Origin of the sequence: Nitrososphaera sp., from assembly GCF_037447015.1 — an archaeon.
In the GTDB taxonomy this organism is placed as follows: Archaea; Thermoproteota; Nitrososphaeria; order Nitrososphaerales; family Nitrososphaeraceae; genus Nitrososphaera.
Genome location: NZ_JBBIHK010000001.1, coordinates 76,708 through 92,435 on the forward strand (window position 1 = coordinate 76,708; position 15,728 = coordinate 92,435).

Consider the following 15,728-nt stretch of genomic DNA (forward strand, 5'->3'; position numbering starts at 1 on the left):
TATTTGGTCGACCCGGCCTAGTCTTGCCGTGAATTTTGCAAACCTCAAGGTCGGCCAGTGGGACCTGTCAGGGCTCGTCAGGGATCCCGCAGGCGACGATTTCAAAGTCTTCCTCGATTCGATAGAGGCAAAGGTCAGGGCGTTTGAAAGCAAGAGGCCGTCCCTGCGGCCCGACATTTCGGCGGCAGAGTTTGAGCAGATGATCCACGAGCTTGAGGAGATCTATGAAAAGGTGGGCATTGCGTCCGGCTATGCGCACCTGCGCTACTACTCCAACACGGCTTCAAACGAGGCCTCGGCGCTGGTGACCCGGATGGACAAGATGGCGGCGGGCATAAGCAACCGCCTGCTGTTCTTTGACCTCTGGTTCAAAAAGGAGGTGGACGACACAAACGCCAGCCGCCTGATAGGGTCTGCGCCGCCCGTGTACAGGGAATACCTGCGGCACAAGCGCCTGCTGGCAAGGCACGCGCTCACAGAGCCGGAAGAAAAGGTGATAAACACGCTTGAAGTCACGGGGACCGGCGCGCTGGTCAAGATATACGACAAGATGACAAGCGCCTTTGAGTTTGAGATGGAGATCAGGCGCCAAGGTGGTGGTGGCGGCAAAAAGAAAAAAGTCGTCAGGAGAAAATTTGACAACAAGGAAAAGCTGGTGTCGCTTGTCAGGAGCGCCGACCCGGCAGAGAGGGAGGCCGCGTACAAAGCATTGCTTGGGACGTACAAAAAGAACGCAGGCGTTCTGGGCGAGATCTACCAGAACATCGTGACAGAGTGGCGCGACGAGGCAATCACGATGCGGGGATACAGGACCCCAATATCGGTGCGCAACACTTCAAACAACCTCGACGACGCCACCGTCGAGGCGCTGCTCGCCGCGTGCAAAAAGAACGCGCAGGTCTTCCACGACTATTTCAGGGAAAAGGCGCGCCTGCTAGGGCTGAAAAAGCTGCGCAGGTACGACCTGTACGCGCCCCTTTCCACAAAGAGGTCTGGCAAAAGGTTCACGTACGGCCAGGCCGTGTCGACGGTGCTTGACACTTTTGGCGACTTCCACCCGAAGGTGCGGAGCCTTGCAGAGCGCGTGTTTGCAGAGCGCCACGTCGACTCGGAGATACGCAAGGCAAAGCGCGGCGGCGCGTTCTGCCACACCGTGACGCCTTCGATGACCCCCTACGTGCTCCTCAACTTTGACGGCAGGATGCGCGACGTGTCGACGCTTGCGCACGAATTCGGCCACGCCGTGCACAGCATGCTTGCATCCAGCCTTCCAGTGACTGTGGCGCACGCGCCGCTGCCCCTTGCCGAGACTGCGTCCGTGTTTGCAGAAATGCTCCTCAACGAGCGCCTGATGGCCAGGATGACAAGGGCAGAAAAGCGGCTGCTGCTTGCAGAGCAGATAGACGACATGTACGCGACCATCATGCGGCAGGCGCATTTCACGCTGTTTGAGGTGGAGGCGCACAGGGCCATCGGAGAGCAGGGCGCGACCATCGACCAGGTCTCTGAAACCTACAAAGACAACCTGTCAGAGCAGTTTGGCAGCGCAGTGGCGGTGTCGCCGGAATTCCAGTGGGAGTGGCTCTACATACCGCACTTTTACCACACGCCGTTTTACACGTACGCGTACTCGTTTGGCAACCTGCTCGTGCTGTCGCTGTACAGGCAGTACGCGCTCGAGGGCAGGGAATCGTTTGTGCCAAAGTACCTGTCGATACTTGCGGCAGGCGGCTCTCGCAAGCCGGAAGAGCTGTTGATGGACGCAGGCAAGATGGACATAACCCGCGTCGAGTTCTGGCAGCAGGGGTTCGACCTTGTCAGGGATAAAGTGCAGCAGTTGAAGGAGCTTGCCGGTGGCGGTGGTGGTGGCGGCAGCAGCAGGGCGCGCTAACGACTGGGCGCTCGCAGCCGCCATTGCAGGCTCGATGTCTGCCGGCGTGCTCGTGCCGGACGCCGGGAAGATGGTGGGGCCGTACCTGCTGGTGTGGCTTGGCGCCCTCCTGTTCCTCAACCTGCTAAAGCTGGACGCCAGGGACGTGGTCGCCACCTTTTCGAGGCCAAAGAGCCTGGCCGTGCTTGCGGCAGTAAAGCTCGTGGCTCTGCCGGTGGCGGCGTACGCGGTGACGTTTGCGCTCTACAGGCCGTTTGCGCTGCCCGTGATGCTCGTGGCCGGCATGTCGACCGGCCTTGGCGCCCCCTTTGTCGCAAACGTGGCCGGCGCCCGCCTGCCCCTCATCGTGGGCATGATAACAGTCACGTCGCTTGCGGTGCCTTTTGTGCTGCCGTCGCTCGTCTACGTGCTTGTAGGCTCAGAGTTTGAGATACCGCTTGGGCAGATGGTCCTACTGCTTGCGGCCGCGCTCTTTATACCGCTTGGCGCAGGCTGGATGACAAAAAAGTATGCGCCACAGGCGTCGGCCTTTGCAGAGAGGAACTCGTTCCCGCTGTCCATCGCGTTTGTGGTCCTGATAAACATCAGCATGTTTTCCACGGTGTCGGGCTACTTTTTTTCAGACCAGCTCTTCCTTGCGCAGACTGTGGCCGCGTCGTTTCTGCTCTTTGGCGCGCTCGCCCTTGCAGGCTATGCCGCGTCGCCGGCAGACGAGCGGCCGCAGGGGCTGATAGCCACGACGTACGTGAACAACACGCTTGTCATGGTGTTTGCGGCCCAGTTTTTCGGCCCGCAGGTGGCGGCACTTGCCGCGCTCTACAACATACCCTACTACGTCAACATACTGGCAGTCAAAAAGGTAATAGTCAGGTACGGCCGCCGGCATCAGGAGGAGGAGAAGAAGAAGCTTCCAGAATAGCCTTTGCCTGCTTGTAATGAACGGCGTCCACCATCCGCCCTTCGAGCCTGACTGCGAGCCTGCCCGTGCCCTTCTCGGCCGCGTCGCCAAGCGCGGCCACCACCTTTTTGGCCCACTCTATTTCCTCCCGGGTCGGCCTGAACACCCCGTGCACCGGCTCTATCTGGCCGGGGTGTATGATGCTCTTGCCCGAGTAGCCCAGCTTTTTGGCGGCTGCGGCGTCCCTGACGAGGCCGTCGGTATCGTCCACCTTTTGCCATATCGCGTCTATTGCTGCGACGCCGGCGGCCCTTGCGTCGACCGGTATCTTGGCCCGGGCGTACGCGTAGCCAGAGCCGTCAGACTCGTCATAGTCCATCCGCATGTCGTGCAGGAAATCAAAGACGCCAAAGACGAGCGCGTTCACCCGCCCGCCTGCGGCTGCCGATGCGATGTGGTACGCGTTGACCACCCCCCTTGCGGTTTCGATGGAAGGCATCAGCGCGACGCTGCCTGCGGCCATGCCCCGCTCTTTTTCAAGGTCTGACAGGACGTTTGCGATGCGCTCCACCTCGCCGGCGTCGTTCACCTTGGGCACGACGATGCCGGCGATGCCGGGGCGCACCACCGCAGCCAGGTCGGCGTCGAGGAGCCCGGATTCCGGCGAGTTTGTCCTGACGTAGACGGAAGCGCGGAACTCTTGCTGCGAGAGCGCGCCGGCGATTATTATCTTTCTTGCCTGCTCCTTCTCGTTTGCCGGGACAGAGTCCTCGAGGTCGAGGCAGACGACGTCTGCTGCAAGCGCCCGGGCCTTTTCGACAAAGCGCGGGTTTATCCCCGGCACGAATATGAGCGTCCTGAACAACATATCTGTTTTACCGACAGAAAAGGGAAGAAAGAAAGGAGGTAAAAGCTTGTCGCTTTTTCCTTCTTTTTCTTTACAGCTTTTGCGGAGTGGTCAGTATCTTGCCGAACTGCTGCGCCTCTGCCATCATGACGTGGCCCTTTACCATGTCAGAGAACGGCAGCACCGTGTCGATCACGGGCTTGATCTTGCCCTTGCTGACCCAGTACACCACGTCTTCAAGCTCTGCCTTCGTTCCCTGCGTCGAGCCGAGCAGGTTCGTGCCCTTGAAGAACAGGTAGCGGAGGTCGATCGTCGAGTCGTAGCCCGTCGTGGCGCCCGTTGCGACCAGCGTGCCGCCCATCTTTAACAGCGAGACTTCCTGCGGGAAGACGGACTTGCCGATGTGCTCGAACACCACGTCCACGCCCGGCTGGTTCAGCTCCTTTGTGATGGCGCGCACCTTTTTGTACCAGTCGGCCTCGCGGTGGTTGACCACATAGTCGGCGCCAAGGCCGAGGCACTTGTCCATCTTGTCCTTGTTGCCCGCAGTGGCAATCACGGTGCAGTTGTAGAGCTTGGCTATCTGGATGCCCACCATGCCGACGCCAGAGCCGCCGCCCATTATCAGGACAAGCTGGCCCGGCTTGATCTTGGCCCTCCCCACCAGCATGTGCCAGGAGGTCATGCCGACCATCGAGACTGCGGCCGCGTCGTCGAAAGAGACGTTGTCTGCTATCTTGGCCACGTTCACTTCTGGCAGGTGCGTGTACTGGGCAAAGCCGCCCCACAGCGGGCCCGTCTGGAAGCCCCAGATCATGCGGTCGTTGCAGTCGTACTCCCTGCCGGAGGTGCAGGCGTCGCACACACGGCAGCTCATGTTCGAGTGCGAAACTACCCTGTCTCCCACCTTGAGCTTGATCACGTCGGAGCCGACTTCGACCACGGTGCCGGCCACGTCGCTTCCCGAAATGTGCGGGAGAGGCGTCTTGACCGGCTCGCCCCATATGGCCCACAGGTCGTTATAGTTGTAAGCCGCGGACTCTACTTTTATCAGCACTTCATTGGGCTTGATCTTGGGAACGTCGATATCCTCAATCTTGACTACCTTGGTCGGGTCCTTGTTGTACTCTCTAAATACTGCTGCCTTCATCAAGGCAAAGGCTCCGTAAAGACCTTAAATAGTTAACTAGTGTACGGCGGTAACTAGCGCCTGTCGAACTTGAAATCTTTTTTCGGCTGCTGAATCGACAGCAGCAGCTGCTTCAGCTCCTCGTCTGACAACGCCCGGTTGAGACGGCCAGAAGAGGCAGCCTGCAAAAGGTAATTCTCCACCGCGGCGGCAAGCTCTGGCTTGACCAGGCGGATGTTTGTCAGCCTCTGTCGGGCCTGAGGGTCCAGCAGCATCGCAAGCACCCGCTGGCGCATGGCTGCCGCTTCGGCCTCGCGCCTTCGCGCCTCCGGGTCGTCGCCGGGTTGTTGTGGGTAGTGTGGCGATGGCGGTGCAGACATTTTTCCTGCTTTTACCCGTAGCGCTGGAGGGCCGGGACTGCCTTGACGAGCTCTTTGTGGATCTCTGTCGCAAGCCTGTCCAGCTTTTTCGTCCCCTCGCTCGTGACTATCCTGCCCTTGCCCTGGATCTTGGTCACGTATCCTGCGGCTTCAAGCTGCTGGATGGCGTGCCTGACGATGGCGCCGCCGCCGTCCCTGTGGTGGGCGAGGTTGTATCCAACCTTTTTGCGGCCGCCGTACTCCACCTTCAGGTCGGCGACGCTGATGGGTCCGTGGAGGTAAATCTTTCTCAATAGCGAAGCGCACCTTGTAAACCACCAGTCTCTGTTCTGGGGGATCTTGTCGGCGTGCGAGCCCGTCTTGACAAACACCGACCACGCTGGAGGCTCTATCTTTTTGTCCTTCTTCAGCTGCTCGGCTAGCCGGGAGATCAGCTCGTCAGCCGGAACGTCGTAAACCTTGGCCATGCAAAATGCAGGTTCGAGTAGGCCTTATAAATCCTTATTCCGGCGCGCCGCAATGACCTTTCTGTAGGTGTGGCCGCACCTTGCGCACGTGATCCTGACGGCCCTGGTGCGCGACCGGCCGGTGCGCACCCGCGAGTCCCTGCCGGGGACGATGAACGCCTTGCATTTTTTGCAGAACAGCTGGCGCAGGCGGTAGGGCAGGCGCACGCGGTGGCGCATCGCTATCTTTTTGGCAAGGCCGGCCTGCTTTTCTGCCAGTTCCAGATCGCGCTCTTGCAGGGCAGATGCCAGCAGGATCTCTATGCGCTCGCGCGCTATCTCTTTTACCGCCTGCTGCTTTTTCCTGACGTGTTTTTTGCTGTCCCCCACCGCAGATACCAGCTAATATGCGAGATCGTCAGCTTGCGCTGGCAGATAAACCAAGCTGGGATTAATATAAGGCCCGGTGGCAGTCGCCTGTACGGCCACGATAACAACAAATGCGGTAACGCTGGTGATAGCAGAGGCGGCGCTTGAGACGGTGCCAAAAGAGATAGCGACGCATCCTGCCGTGGCGGGCAGGGCCCGCAGGCTCGGCGCCAGGCCGGCCGAAATGCTGCTGGACAGAAGTTACCACCACGCCGCCATGAAAAAGCTCGACGGGGCGTGGAAGCGCGGCAGGCCGGACATTGTGCATTTTGCGCTGATGGAGGCGCTTTCCACCCCGCTGTTCATCGAAGGCAGGCTGCAGGTGTTTGTGCATACTGTTGGGGACAAAGTAATCTCGATGGCAGAGGGCCTGAGGGTTCCCAAGTCCTATTTCCGCTTTGAAGGGGTCATGTCGGCGCTCTTTCGCGACGGCGCCGTAAAGAGCGACGACGGCAAGGTGCTGATGGAGATGCGAGATTCTACGCTTGAAGAGCTGGCAAGAGAAGTGGCGCCGGCCAGGATAGTGGGCCTGTCAAGCGCCGGCGTCCAGTCCACCGTGCAGGAGGTGGTCGCCAAGAACCTTGCAGCCGGCGACTGGGAGGAGAACGTCATGTTTGTGGTCGGCGGCTTTCCAAAGGGCCATTTCGGCGAAAAGACGACGCAGCTGTTCAACTGCACATATTCAGTCCACCCGACAGGGCTTGAAGCGCACGTGGTGATTGCCAGGCTGATATACGAGTGCGAAAAGGCGCTACGGCTTGAGGCCGGCGTCCACCATAAACGCGATAAATAGCGCAGTCAGGTACGGGCTTGAAAACTTGAAGACGGTCCACGACGCCCTTTCGCTCGGCTTTACCAGCAGCCATACGGACATTGCTATCATTGCCGCGCCAAACACCGCGGCAGTCAGCAGGTAGACTAGCCCGAACTGGTTGAAAAAGAAGGGGAGCACGCTGAACACCACCATCATTATGGTGGTCCCTGCGATGACCCGGATCGAAGTCTTTTCGCTCGACACCACCGGCAGCATCGGCACCTTGGCGCGCGAGTAATCCTTCTTTACATGGAGCGCCAGGCTCCATATGTGCGTCGGTATCCACAGGAACACCAGGCCGGCCATCACGAGGCCGATCTCGATGTTCTGCGTGGTAACTGCAACGTAGCCTATGAGCGCCGGCGCGCCGCCGGAAAACCCGCCCAGAATTATGTTGGACTGGCTGCGGCGCTTGAGCCACTTGCTGTAGACGATGATGTTGTCAAACAGGCCAAACGCCATCAGGCCAAACGCAAGCGGGTTGATGAACCAGGCGCACACCAAGGATATGGCAGCAAGCGCAAGGCCAAACGCAAGCGCGCTCTTGGGCCTTATCCTGCCGGACGGGATCGGCCTGCCTTTGGTCCGGTCCATGATGGCGTCAATGTCCCGGTCGTTGTAGCCGGTGAGCGTGTCGGCAGCCGCAGAGCCTGCTGCGACGCCCCCGATGAGCAGCAGCCAGGTAAGGGGAGTTACCGGTATGTCAAAGAGAAGGGACGCCGTCAGGGCCGCGCCAAAAGCCGTAAAGACGAGGAGGTACCAGATCTTGGGCTTGGTAAGCTCGTAATAGTCCCTAATCTTGGTGCCTAGCGAAACCTGGTGCACGGTGTCCAAGTAGTTATAGCCTGACCTAAAGGCGGCGCTAATGTTATTTATAATTACTTGTCATCGCTGTCGCCACTGCCGCCGCTTGCAGGGTATGCAACGTCGCGCACGGTCTTGCGCATCTCGATGAACGTCTCGGTCTTTTGCACCCCCTCTATCCTGCCTATCTTTTCTGATATTATCTGGTGCATCTCGTCAAGCGAGTGTGCGTTCATCGTGACTATGATGTCGAACCTGCCGGTCACCTCCGAGACCTCCCTGACCTCGGGGATCTTGAACAGCTCGCCAAGCACGTTGTCGCGGAGTTTCGAGTCCATGTTGATGCCGGTCAGCGCCTTGACGTTAAAGCCTAGCGCCTCGTCGTTGATGACGATCGTGAACTTTTTGATGAGCCCCTTCTTTACCAGGCGCTTTATCCTGCTGTAAACCACTGACGCGTTGACGTTGATTTTCTTTGAAAGCCGGGGGACAGAAATGCTAGCATCCTTGGCAAGTTCGCTCAAAATTTTTACGTCGAGATCGTCTATCTTTCCCATCGAAAGCCGAGCATAATTAAAGATGCAGGGTGTTAATAAACCTATAAAACGGTGTTTAGCCGTTCCAGATTTCAATATTTTACAAGACCATGCCTTCCTTCGAGGGTTTTGCAAAGAATTGAAAAAGAGGAAAGAGCTAGAGGATCTTTTTGTCCTTTAGCAGCTCGGCCAGCAGGACCGCCCCCTTGGCGGACCCCATCTTTTCGTTGTGCGACAGGAGCACGTACTTGATGCCGTTGTCAAAGGCCGTGTCCTTGCGGAGCCTTCCCACCACGGTGGTCATACCGTCGTTAATTTCACGGTCTATACGGGGCTGCGGGCGCGTCGGGTCGTCATGCACCATGATGTATTCCTTTGGAGCAGTCGGGAGCGCCTTTATAGACACGTTCCTGCTGAATTTCAGCATCTCTTTTTTCACGTCTTCGGCTTCTGCCGGCTTTTCCGTCTCTACAAAGACCGACTCGGTATGGCCGTCCAGGACCGGCACGCGCGTGCACGTGCAGCTCACCCTGAAATCGGCAGGCGTGATGGACTCTTTGCCCATCGAGCCGAGGATCTTTTTTGCTTCCACCTGCACCTTTTCCTCTTCCTTTGGGATGTAGGGGATGACGTTGTCCATGATGTCAAGCGCAATGACGCCGGGCGACCTTCCTGCGCCGGAGAGCGCCTGCATCGAGGTCATGAACACTTTCTCGATGCCGTACTTGTCCAGTATCGGCTTGAGTGTGATGGCAAGGCCGGTGGTGGTGCAGTTTGGCAGCGGGGCGATGAAACCCTTCCAGCCGCGGTTCTTCTTTTGCACGTTCAAAAGATCCACCTGCTCGTCGTTTATGCCGGGTATCAGTATCGGCACGTCGGCCTCGTAGCGGAAAGCGGCCGCGGTGCTTATCACCGGCGTCGTCCGGGCGAACTTGGGCTCTATCACCTTGGCGTCGTCGGACTCGAGCGCCGTGAATATGAGGTCAAAGTTCTCCGGCTTGATGTCCTCCACCCTGCTGACGACCATGTTCCTGACGTACTCGGGCACCTCTTCGCGGTTGTGCCACCTCAGTATCCCCGAGCTGGGGTCGCGGATCGCGTCCACGTATTTCTTGCCTGCCGACCTTTCAGACGCTGCCACCTGGGTCAGCTGGAACCACCTGTGCTTGTTGAGGGCCACGACAAACTCTTGGCCCACGGCGCCAGTGGCCCCTATCACTGCTACCTTGAGCATATACGGAGCGCAATTGTCGTAGAGCAACTAATAATCGTTTTTCCAGATAGGAGGCATGCATAGAACGTGCCTCAACAAAGGCTAATAGAGCAGTAGAGGGGGATGGCCTGTACATGGCGACGAGAAAGGCTGCGGCGACGGGCATCGTAGCCGGCAGGCGCAGGGGCGCGGCCGGCCTGCTCGTCGCAATCCTCGCCCTCTCGTCCTTTACCCACATCTGGAACCCTGCCGGCTTTCCGGACGTGTTTTACGACGAAGGCGTCTACATGCGCAGGGCGATGCACATCCTCGCCGGGGGAGAAGGCGTGCAGGAACCCGGCACCTACTATGACCACCCATATTTTGGCCAGATCATGCTCGCAGCCGTCCTCTGGCTCGCAGGATATGCGCCCGGCAACGGCTCCGTCTTGCCGCCTTCAGCGGATGCAGCGTCGGTCGCCGGCCTGTACGCCGTCCCAAGGGCGTTCATGGGCATCCTCTCAGTCATTGACACGCTCCTCATATACGGCATAGCAGAGCGCAGGTACGGGAGCAGGACAGCCATCATCGCGTCGGCGCTGTTTGCCGTTATGCCGTTCACGTGGATCACCCGCAGGGTACTGCTTGACTCGATGATGCTCCCCTTCATACTGGGGTCGGTGTTTTTTGCAGTCCGCGCGGCAGACGATAACAATAACAGTGGCAGGAAAAAGCATGCTTTCATCATACTCTCTGGCGTGCTGCTTGGCACGGCAGTCTTTACCAAAGCCCCCGCCGCGCTCTTTGCGCCATTCGTCGGGTACCTGGTGATAAAGGCTGTTGCTGCCACAGCAGCAGGGTGGAGGCAAAAGCTGGCCGGCCTGGCAGCGTGGCTCGCACCTGCCGCTGCCATCCCGGCGCTGTGGCCGCTCGTGGCTATGGCAAGGGGCCAGCTCGCATACTGGCAGGCCGGCGTGCTCAGGCAGGCCGGCAGGAGCGGCGATTTTCCCCGGTTTGTCCAGACTTTTGCCGCTGCCGACCCCGTGCTCTTTGCGCTCGGGTCTGCCGGCCTTGCTTTTGCAGTGGCAAGGCGCGACTGTGCTCTGCTGTTGTGGGCCGGGCCGTTCCTTGCGTTTCTGGCAAGCGGCGTTTACCTCCAGTACTTTCACTGGATGGCGCTCCTGCCCGTGTTTTGCATAGCCGGCGGCCTGCTGCTTGGAAGGGTTGCCGATTACAGGCCAGAGGTGGCGTGGCCGGCGGTAGCAGGCATCCTGGCGTTTGGGCTGGCAAGCACAGCCATGCTGGTTTCGCTGGACCTGAGCTCGGCCCAGTTTGCAGCCGTCTCCTACGTGCTTGAAACTACCGCTGGCGATGACGGCGAGAACAATACGATAGTGGTGTCCAGCCCGTCGTATTCGTGGATCTTTATCCATTCTGGCAGGGATGCGCTTTTGGATTACCGCGACGCCATGTTCCGGCCCTTGAAGGCAGGAAAAGAAGTGGTGCTGGTCGTTGACGGCCACTTTAGGGACAACATGGGCGAGAGCGGCAAGCTCCAGGCGCTGTACGATAGCACGGTGACCGCCGCTACGTTTGAAGGCAAAGCTAGAGAGTACGACATGAACAGATACCCGTACACGAGCCTGCGGACGCCGCAGGACGGCCGCCTGGTAGAAGTGAGGATGGCGAGATAAAAAAAATGAGAGGGCTTGCTTGGGCAGGATACACCCTATAAATACAGACTGCCCCAATGAAGAATTGTAGTGGCGCTGGCGCATCATTGCTCCCACGGAGGGGCGTATTCGGTCGATCACAGGCTGGTCAGGGTCGACTGCAGCTCAAGCATCAACCCCCTCGGTATGCCCAGGGAGGCGATGAGGGCTATTGCAAAGGACATGGGACAGCTTGTGACCACCTATCCCGACCCGCAATGCCGCCAGCTGAAAAAGGCGGTCGCCAGGTACCTCAAGGTAAAGCAGGAGCAGGTGGCGGCAGGCAACGGGGCGGCAGAGATAATCTACTGGTTTGCCCGGCTGGCCGCTTCTTCTGTCGAAAGAGGAGGAGGCAATAGACGCGCGATAATCCCGGCGCCCACCTTCTGCGAATACGAGCTTGCGTCGCAAAAGGCAGGGCTGCGTGCCGAGTTTGTCCCGCTGACTGCTGATTTTGCACTCGACCCTGACGCGGTGCTGGCAGCTGCCGCAAGAGGGTCGGAGGGGGGCGCAATCTTTCTCTGCAACCCGAACAACCCGACCGGCAGGCTCGACACCGCTGCGGTAAAAAAGATAATCGAAAATGCAGGCAGCCAGTGGATGGTGCTGCTGGACGAGTGCTTTATCGAGCTTGCGACAACAACGACGACGACTACAACGGCGGCAGGCAGGAACGGAGGCGAGTCGATGGTAAAGCTTGTCGACGACCACCCGAACCTGGTGGTGCTGCGCTCGCTGACCAAGTCGTTTGGCATGGCCGGCCTGCGGGCGGGCTACAGCGTGTCAAGTCCCGAGATCGCGGCCAGGCTGTCAGCCATGGCCGCTCCCTGGAACGTCAACGGTCTGGCGCAGGCGGCAGGAGTGGCAGCCCTTGCCAGCGCAGAAAGCCACCTGAAAAAGACAAGGGCGCTCGTGGAAAAAGAGCGCGCCTTTTTGTTTGAAAGGATAGGCAGCAGGGTAGGGTCCCTGACGCCGCTCAAATCCGACGCAAACTTTTTCATGATCAGGCTTGAAGGGGGGGGAGGAGAAAACCAGGATTCCACCGAGTTTCGCGACAGGCTGCTGAAAAAGACAGGCGTCCTCGTGCGGGACTGCAGCACGTTCACGGGCATGGGCTCGCAGCATATCAGGGTGGCTGTCAAGACGCACAGGGAGAACGTTGCACTCGTAAAGGCTCTGGAGGCGATAACGAAAGGTGGCTAGGCTTGCAAGGCTCCTGATGGTGCAGGGGACGTCGTCGGGCGCAGGCAAGAGCACGCTTGTAGCCGGCCTGTGCAGGCTGCTGTCAGACGACGGCTACAGTGTGGCGCCGTTCAAGTCGCAGAATATGTCGTCCAACCTCTTTGTCTTGGCCGGCTCAGGCCTAAAGATGGCAAGGGCACAGGCCGTGCAGGCGGTCGCGGCGAGGAAGGAGCCCGACCCGCGCATGAACCCAATACTGCTCAGGCCGCTTGGCGACTACAGGAGCGAGGTGATAGTGAACGGCAGGTTCTACGCCGAGATGCACGCCCGGGAATACTATGACTCTTTTGCGCTCAGGCACGGCCTGCCGCTTGCGCTCAAGGCGCTTGCCGAGCTCAGGAGGGAAAACGATGTCGTCGTGATAGAGGGGGCAGGCTCGCCTGCCGAAATAAACATCGCAGAGCACGACATTGCCAACATGCTCCTTGCAGAGAAGGTGCGCGCGCCGGTCGTGATAGTGGCAGACATTGAGCGGGGCGGCTGCTTTGCAAGCATGGTTGGCACGATGCAGCTGCTCAGGCCAAAGCACAGGGCGCTTGTCAAGGGTTTCCTGATAAACAAGTTCCGGGGCGACCCGACGCTTTTAGAGCCGGCGATCAGCGTGGCGCAAAAGATGACCAAAAAGCGCGTGCTTGGGGTGATACCGAAAATAGCTTTCGACCTGCCAGAGGAAGACTCGCTCACCGGCGGCGGCAGCAATGCGTCGCCGGCGGACAGGGGCGACGCCTCGCAAGAGTCGTGGGGGTGGCAGGTGGACCTGCTGGCAAAGGCCCTCAAGGAGAGCGTCGACGTGGGCAAGCTGTACGAGGTGGCCAGGCTCTAGCGATGCTGCTCCTTTACGCGCTTGCCGGCGGGCTGCTGCTCGACTGGGCCCTTGGCGACCCGCCAAACCGGTACCACCCCGTGGCATGGCTTGGCCGGCTGATAGGCTTTTTCGTGCCGAGGCTGAAATCAGCATCTGCAAGAGCAGAGAGGGCAAAGGGGATCACCTTTGCGCTCCTGCTGGTAGCCCTGGTCGGCGCGGCCGCCCACTTTGCGGCAGTGGCGAGCCTGCAGCTTGCCGGCGTCTTTGCCCTGGCAGCGTTTTCAGCCGTCGCGCTGAAGGCGACTGTTGCTGTGCGCGGGATGGAGAGGCACGCCCGGGCAATAATGGCCTGCCTGGAGAGAGGCGACCTGCCCGGCGCAAGGCAGAACCTGTCCATGATAGTGAGGCGCAAGACAGACGACCTTGACGAGCAGCACGTGCTTTCTGCAACCATCGAGTGCGTGAGCGAGAGCACGGTCGACGGCATCGCAGGGCCCGTCTTTTACTACTCGCTCCTTGGCCCCGGCGGCGCCTTTGCGTACAGGGCGATAAACACGCTCGACTCGATGGTTGGCTACAAAGACGATTACTACCGCCACATCGGCTGGATGTCTGCCCGGCTGGACACGGCTGCAAACTATGTGCCTGCAAGGATTGCAGCGTTTCTCATGGTGGCGTCGGCCAGGATCCTGGGCGCCGACTGGAAGAACTCGTTGCAGGTGCTAAGGCGCGACCATGGCAAGACGTTCTCGCCAAACGCAGGCTACCCCATGGCCGCGGTCGCCGGCGCGCTGCGGATAAGGCTGGAAAAGATAGGCCACTACCAGCTGGGCGACAGCCAGGAGCAGGCCACGCTTGAGAAATGCGCGACTGCGATCTCTATAATGAAGCTGACGACCGTGCTGTTTTTCGTGGTGTTCTCGTTGCCTGCCATGTCACTCTTATATCTGGCAGGCTGGTGGAGGCTATTGCTACTTGGCGTCCCTTAGGCCCGTCCAGTCGGTGCTTGCGTTCCTGACCATCCTGCCCATAGCGGGCGTGGAGAAGGGCGGCGGGCGCCATCTCGACTACGACATCCACTACATAGCGAGGAACATGTACCTGTTCCCGCTTGCCGGCGCCGTCATTGGCGTAATAATAGGCGGCATGGCGTACGGCACGTCGCTCTTTCTGCCTCCGCTCATGGTGGGCCTGCTTGTGGCCGGGGCGCTTGTCATAATAACCGGCGTGCACCACACCGACGCCCTTGCAGACTTTGCCGACGGCATGATGGCCAAGGGGGGCAAGGAGGTCAAGCGCAAGGCAATGATGGACCCCGCCGTCGGCTCTGCCGGCGTGGCCGCCCTTGTCATGTATTTTGCAGGCATGATAATCGTCTTTAACACAGGTTTTCCAGGAATCAAGATATTTACAAGCATCGTGGCGGCCGAGGTCATTGCAAAATACGTGATGGTGCTCCTGACGTTCAAGGGCACGTCGGCGTGGGAGGGGTTCAGCTCGCCTTTTACCGCGGCCATGAGAGATAACGGGAGGAAAAAGATGCTTGCCGCAACTGCGATAATGGCCCCGATCGTCTGGCTTGCGTCCGGCTATGCAGGTATTGCTGCAGTCGGCGTGGCAGTAGCCCTTGGCGCCCTGCTGCGGCACGTGTCAAAGAGGAGCTTTGGTGGCATATCAGGCGATGTCCTTGGCGCGTCCAACGAGATCTCGAGGCTGGCCGCCCTTGTCGTGCTCTCGACCATGACGGCGGGGGCAGCCGGATGGGAGATGATGGTGGTGGTGATGTTACAATGACAACGACGGTGGCAGCAGTGATAATGTGCGGCGGCAGGGGCAGCCGGATGGGCAAAGGCAAAGGAAAGATAGAAAAGCCCATGATAGAGATTGCAGGCAGGCGCTTTGTCGAGCGGGTCTATCTGGCGCTTGCCAAGTCCGGCAGGTTTTCCAGGATAGCTGCTGCAGTGTCCCCAAACACGCCCAGGACAAGAGAGTTTCTGCTTTCTACAGGCAGGGTAGAGGTCATAGATACTCCGGGCGTCGGCTACCCGCAAGACCTCTCGCTCGTGCTGTCCAGGCTTGTGCCTGAAAAGGTGCTCGTCGTGCCGGCCGACCTGCCTCTCCTGACGCCGCAGGCGGTGGAAAAAGCGGTGGATGCGCTCGAGGGCGACCTGGAGAGGACGCCTGCAGCCTCCATCGTCTTTGAAATAGAGTTTGCAGAGAAGCTTGGCGTCAAGCCGAGCGTGACTGTAGACGGCGGAGGCTATTGCCACTCTGGCATCACGCTCTTTGACGCAGGCGCCGTCTGCAACAGCGCAGTAGACGAGTCGTACGTCGCAATGAACATGGTCGAGCTGGCGGTGAACGTGAACACAAAAGATGAAAAAGAGGTGGCCAGGCGCCTTTTACTGGTCCAGAACGCCCAGGACCTTGCCCGTGATGAGGGCCTTTGAGCCAGAGCTTGTCGCAAGCGGCTCGCCGCAGCCAGAGCAGCTTATGTTGCGCGTGGTGTGCGAGAACACGACCGTCTTGGCGCCGCACTTTTCGCACTGTATAGAGACGAAATTGCTCCTCGGCTTGGGTATCAGTATGTTTTCCCGCTTCAT

At 59.4% G+C, this 15,728-nt stretch carries 18 protein-coding genes; 9 read left to right on the forward strand and 9 right to left on the reverse strand.

From position 1 onward, the window contains the following. The first annotated feature begins 28 nt into the window (after positions 1-28). Complete coding sequence (locus tag WKI84_RS00395; RefSeq protein WP_337861529.1) at positions 29-1,891, forward strand: M3 family oligoendopeptidase; 1,863 nt, start codon at positions 29-31, stop codon at positions 1,889-1,891. Continuing rightward, positions 1,854-2,810: an arsenic resistance protein gene (locus WKI84_RS00400; protein ID WP_337861636.1), complete on the forward strand. Its 957-nt coding sequence runs from the start codon at positions 1,854-1,856 to the stop codon at positions 2,808-2,810. Before WKI84_RS00395 ends, WKI84_RS00400 begins: the two co-directional genes overlap by 38 nt. Here the strand turns inward: WKI84_RS00400 and WKI84_RS00405 are convergent. The 5 genes from WKI84_RS00405 to WKI84_RS00425 form a co-directional block, all read right to left on the reverse strand. Continuing rightward, entirely contained in the window at positions 2,758-3,657 is a 900-nt protein-coding gene (locus WKI84_RS00405) for a CoA ester lyase (RefSeq protein ID WP_337861530.1), read from the reverse strand. The genes WKI84_RS00400 and WKI84_RS00405 overlap by 53 nt on opposite strands. Positions 3,658-3,727: 70 nt before the next feature. Beyond that, positions 3,728-4,786, reverse strand: a complete 1,059-nt coding sequence (locus WKI84_RS00410; RefSeq protein ID WP_337861531.1) for a zinc-binding dehydrogenase — start codon at positions 4,784-4,786, stop codon at positions 3,728-3,730. Between the two features lie 53 nt (positions 4,787-4,839). Then, on the reverse strand, positions 4,840-5,145 hold the full coding sequence (locus WKI84_RS00415) for a DNA-binding protein (RefSeq protein WP_337861532.1): 306 nt from the start codon (positions 5,143-5,145) through the stop codon (positions 4,840-4,842). Positions 5,146-5,156: 11 nt separating this feature from the next. Continuing rightward, positions 5,157-5,612, reverse strand: coding sequence for a 30S ribosomal protein S19e (locus WKI84_RS00420; RefSeq protein WP_337861533.1), 456 nt, complete (start codon positions 5,610-5,612; stop codon positions 5,157-5,159). Positions 5,613-5,636: 24 nt separating this feature from the next. Next, positions 5,637-5,981, reverse strand: a complete 345-nt coding sequence (locus WKI84_RS00425; protein ID WP_337861534.1) for an RNase P subunit — start codon at positions 5,979-5,981, stop codon at positions 5,637-5,639. 76 nt (positions 5,982-6,057) lie between these two features. Between WKI84_RS00425 and WKI84_RS00430 the strand changes: the two genes are divergently transcribed. Then, positions 6,058-6,813: a ribosome biogenesis protein gene (locus WKI84_RS00430; protein ID WP_337861535.1), complete on the forward strand. Its 756-nt coding sequence runs from the start codon at positions 6,058-6,060 to the stop codon at positions 6,811-6,813. Here the strand turns inward: WKI84_RS00430 and WKI84_RS00435 are convergent. The 3 genes from WKI84_RS00435 to asd form a co-directional block, all read right to left on the reverse strand. Then, entirely contained in the window at positions 6,772-7,659 is an 888-nt protein-coding gene (locus WKI84_RS00435; RefSeq protein ID WP_337861536.1) for a heme o synthase, read from the reverse strand. The genes WKI84_RS00430 and WKI84_RS00435 overlap by 42 nt on opposite strands. Before the next feature lie 53 nt (positions 7,660-7,712). Further along, positions 7,713-8,195, reverse strand: coding sequence for an Lrp/AsnC family transcriptional regulator (locus WKI84_RS00440; protein ID WP_337861537.1), 483 nt, complete (start codon positions 8,193-8,195; stop codon positions 7,713-7,715). Positions 8,196-8,331: 136 nt separating this feature from the next. Continuing rightward, the gene (gene asd, locus WKI84_RS00445; RefSeq protein ID WP_337861538.1) at positions 8,332-9,408 is read right to left on the reverse strand and encodes an aspartate-semialdehyde dehydrogenase; all 1,077 of its coding nucleotides are present in this window, start codon (positions 9,406-9,408) and stop codon (positions 8,332-8,334) included. 113 nt (positions 9,409-9,521) lie between these two features. Between asd and WKI84_RS00450 the strand changes: the two genes are divergently transcribed. The 6 genes from WKI84_RS00450 (at position 9,522) to WKI84_RS00475 (ending at position 15,575) form a co-directional block, all read left to right on the forward strand. Beyond that, complete coding sequence (locus WKI84_RS00450; RefSeq protein WP_337861539.1) at positions 9,522-11,060, forward strand: phospholipid carrier-dependent glycosyltransferase; 1,539 nt, start codon at positions 9,522-9,524, stop codon at positions 11,058-11,060. Between the two features lie 69 nt (positions 11,061-11,129). Further along, positions 11,130-12,281: a histidinol-phosphate transaminase gene (locus tag WKI84_RS00455; protein WP_337861540.1), complete on the forward strand. Its 1,152-nt coding sequence runs from the start codon at positions 11,130-11,132 to the stop codon at positions 12,279-12,281. Beyond that, positions 12,274-13,143 (forward strand): cobyric acid synthase, encoded by an 870-nt coding sequence (locus tag WKI84_RS00460; RefSeq protein ID WP_337861541.1) that lies wholly within the window; start codon positions 12,274-12,276, stop codon positions 13,141-13,143. Before WKI84_RS00455 ends, WKI84_RS00460 begins: the two co-directional genes overlap by 8 nt. A gap of 2 nt (positions 13,144-13,145) precedes the next feature. Then, positions 13,146-14,114: a cobalamin biosynthesis protein gene (locus WKI84_RS00465; RefSeq protein WP_337861542.1), complete on the forward strand. Its 969-nt coding sequence runs from the start codon at positions 13,146-13,148 to the stop codon at positions 14,112-14,114. After that, complete coding sequence (gene cobS / locus WKI84_RS00470) at positions 14,101-14,919, forward strand: adenosylcobinamide-GDP ribazoletransferase (RefSeq protein ID WP_337861543.1); 819 nt, start codon at positions 14,101-14,103, stop codon at positions 14,917-14,919. The genes WKI84_RS00465 and cobS overlap by 14 nt, the downstream gene beginning before the upstream one ends. Next, entirely contained in the window at positions 14,916-15,575 is a 660-nt protein-coding gene (locus WKI84_RS00475) for an NTP transferase domain-containing protein (RefSeq protein ID WP_337861544.1), read from the forward strand. Before cobS ends, WKI84_RS00475 begins: the two co-directional genes overlap by 4 nt. Here the strand turns inward: WKI84_RS00475 and WKI84_RS00480 are convergent. Then, the gene (locus tag WKI84_RS00480; protein WP_337861545.1) at positions 15,528-15,728 is read right to left on the reverse strand and encodes a 30S ribosomal protein S27e; all 201 of its coding nucleotides are present in this window, start codon (positions 15,726-15,728) and stop codon (positions 15,528-15,530) included. The genes WKI84_RS00475 and WKI84_RS00480 overlap by 48 nt on opposite strands.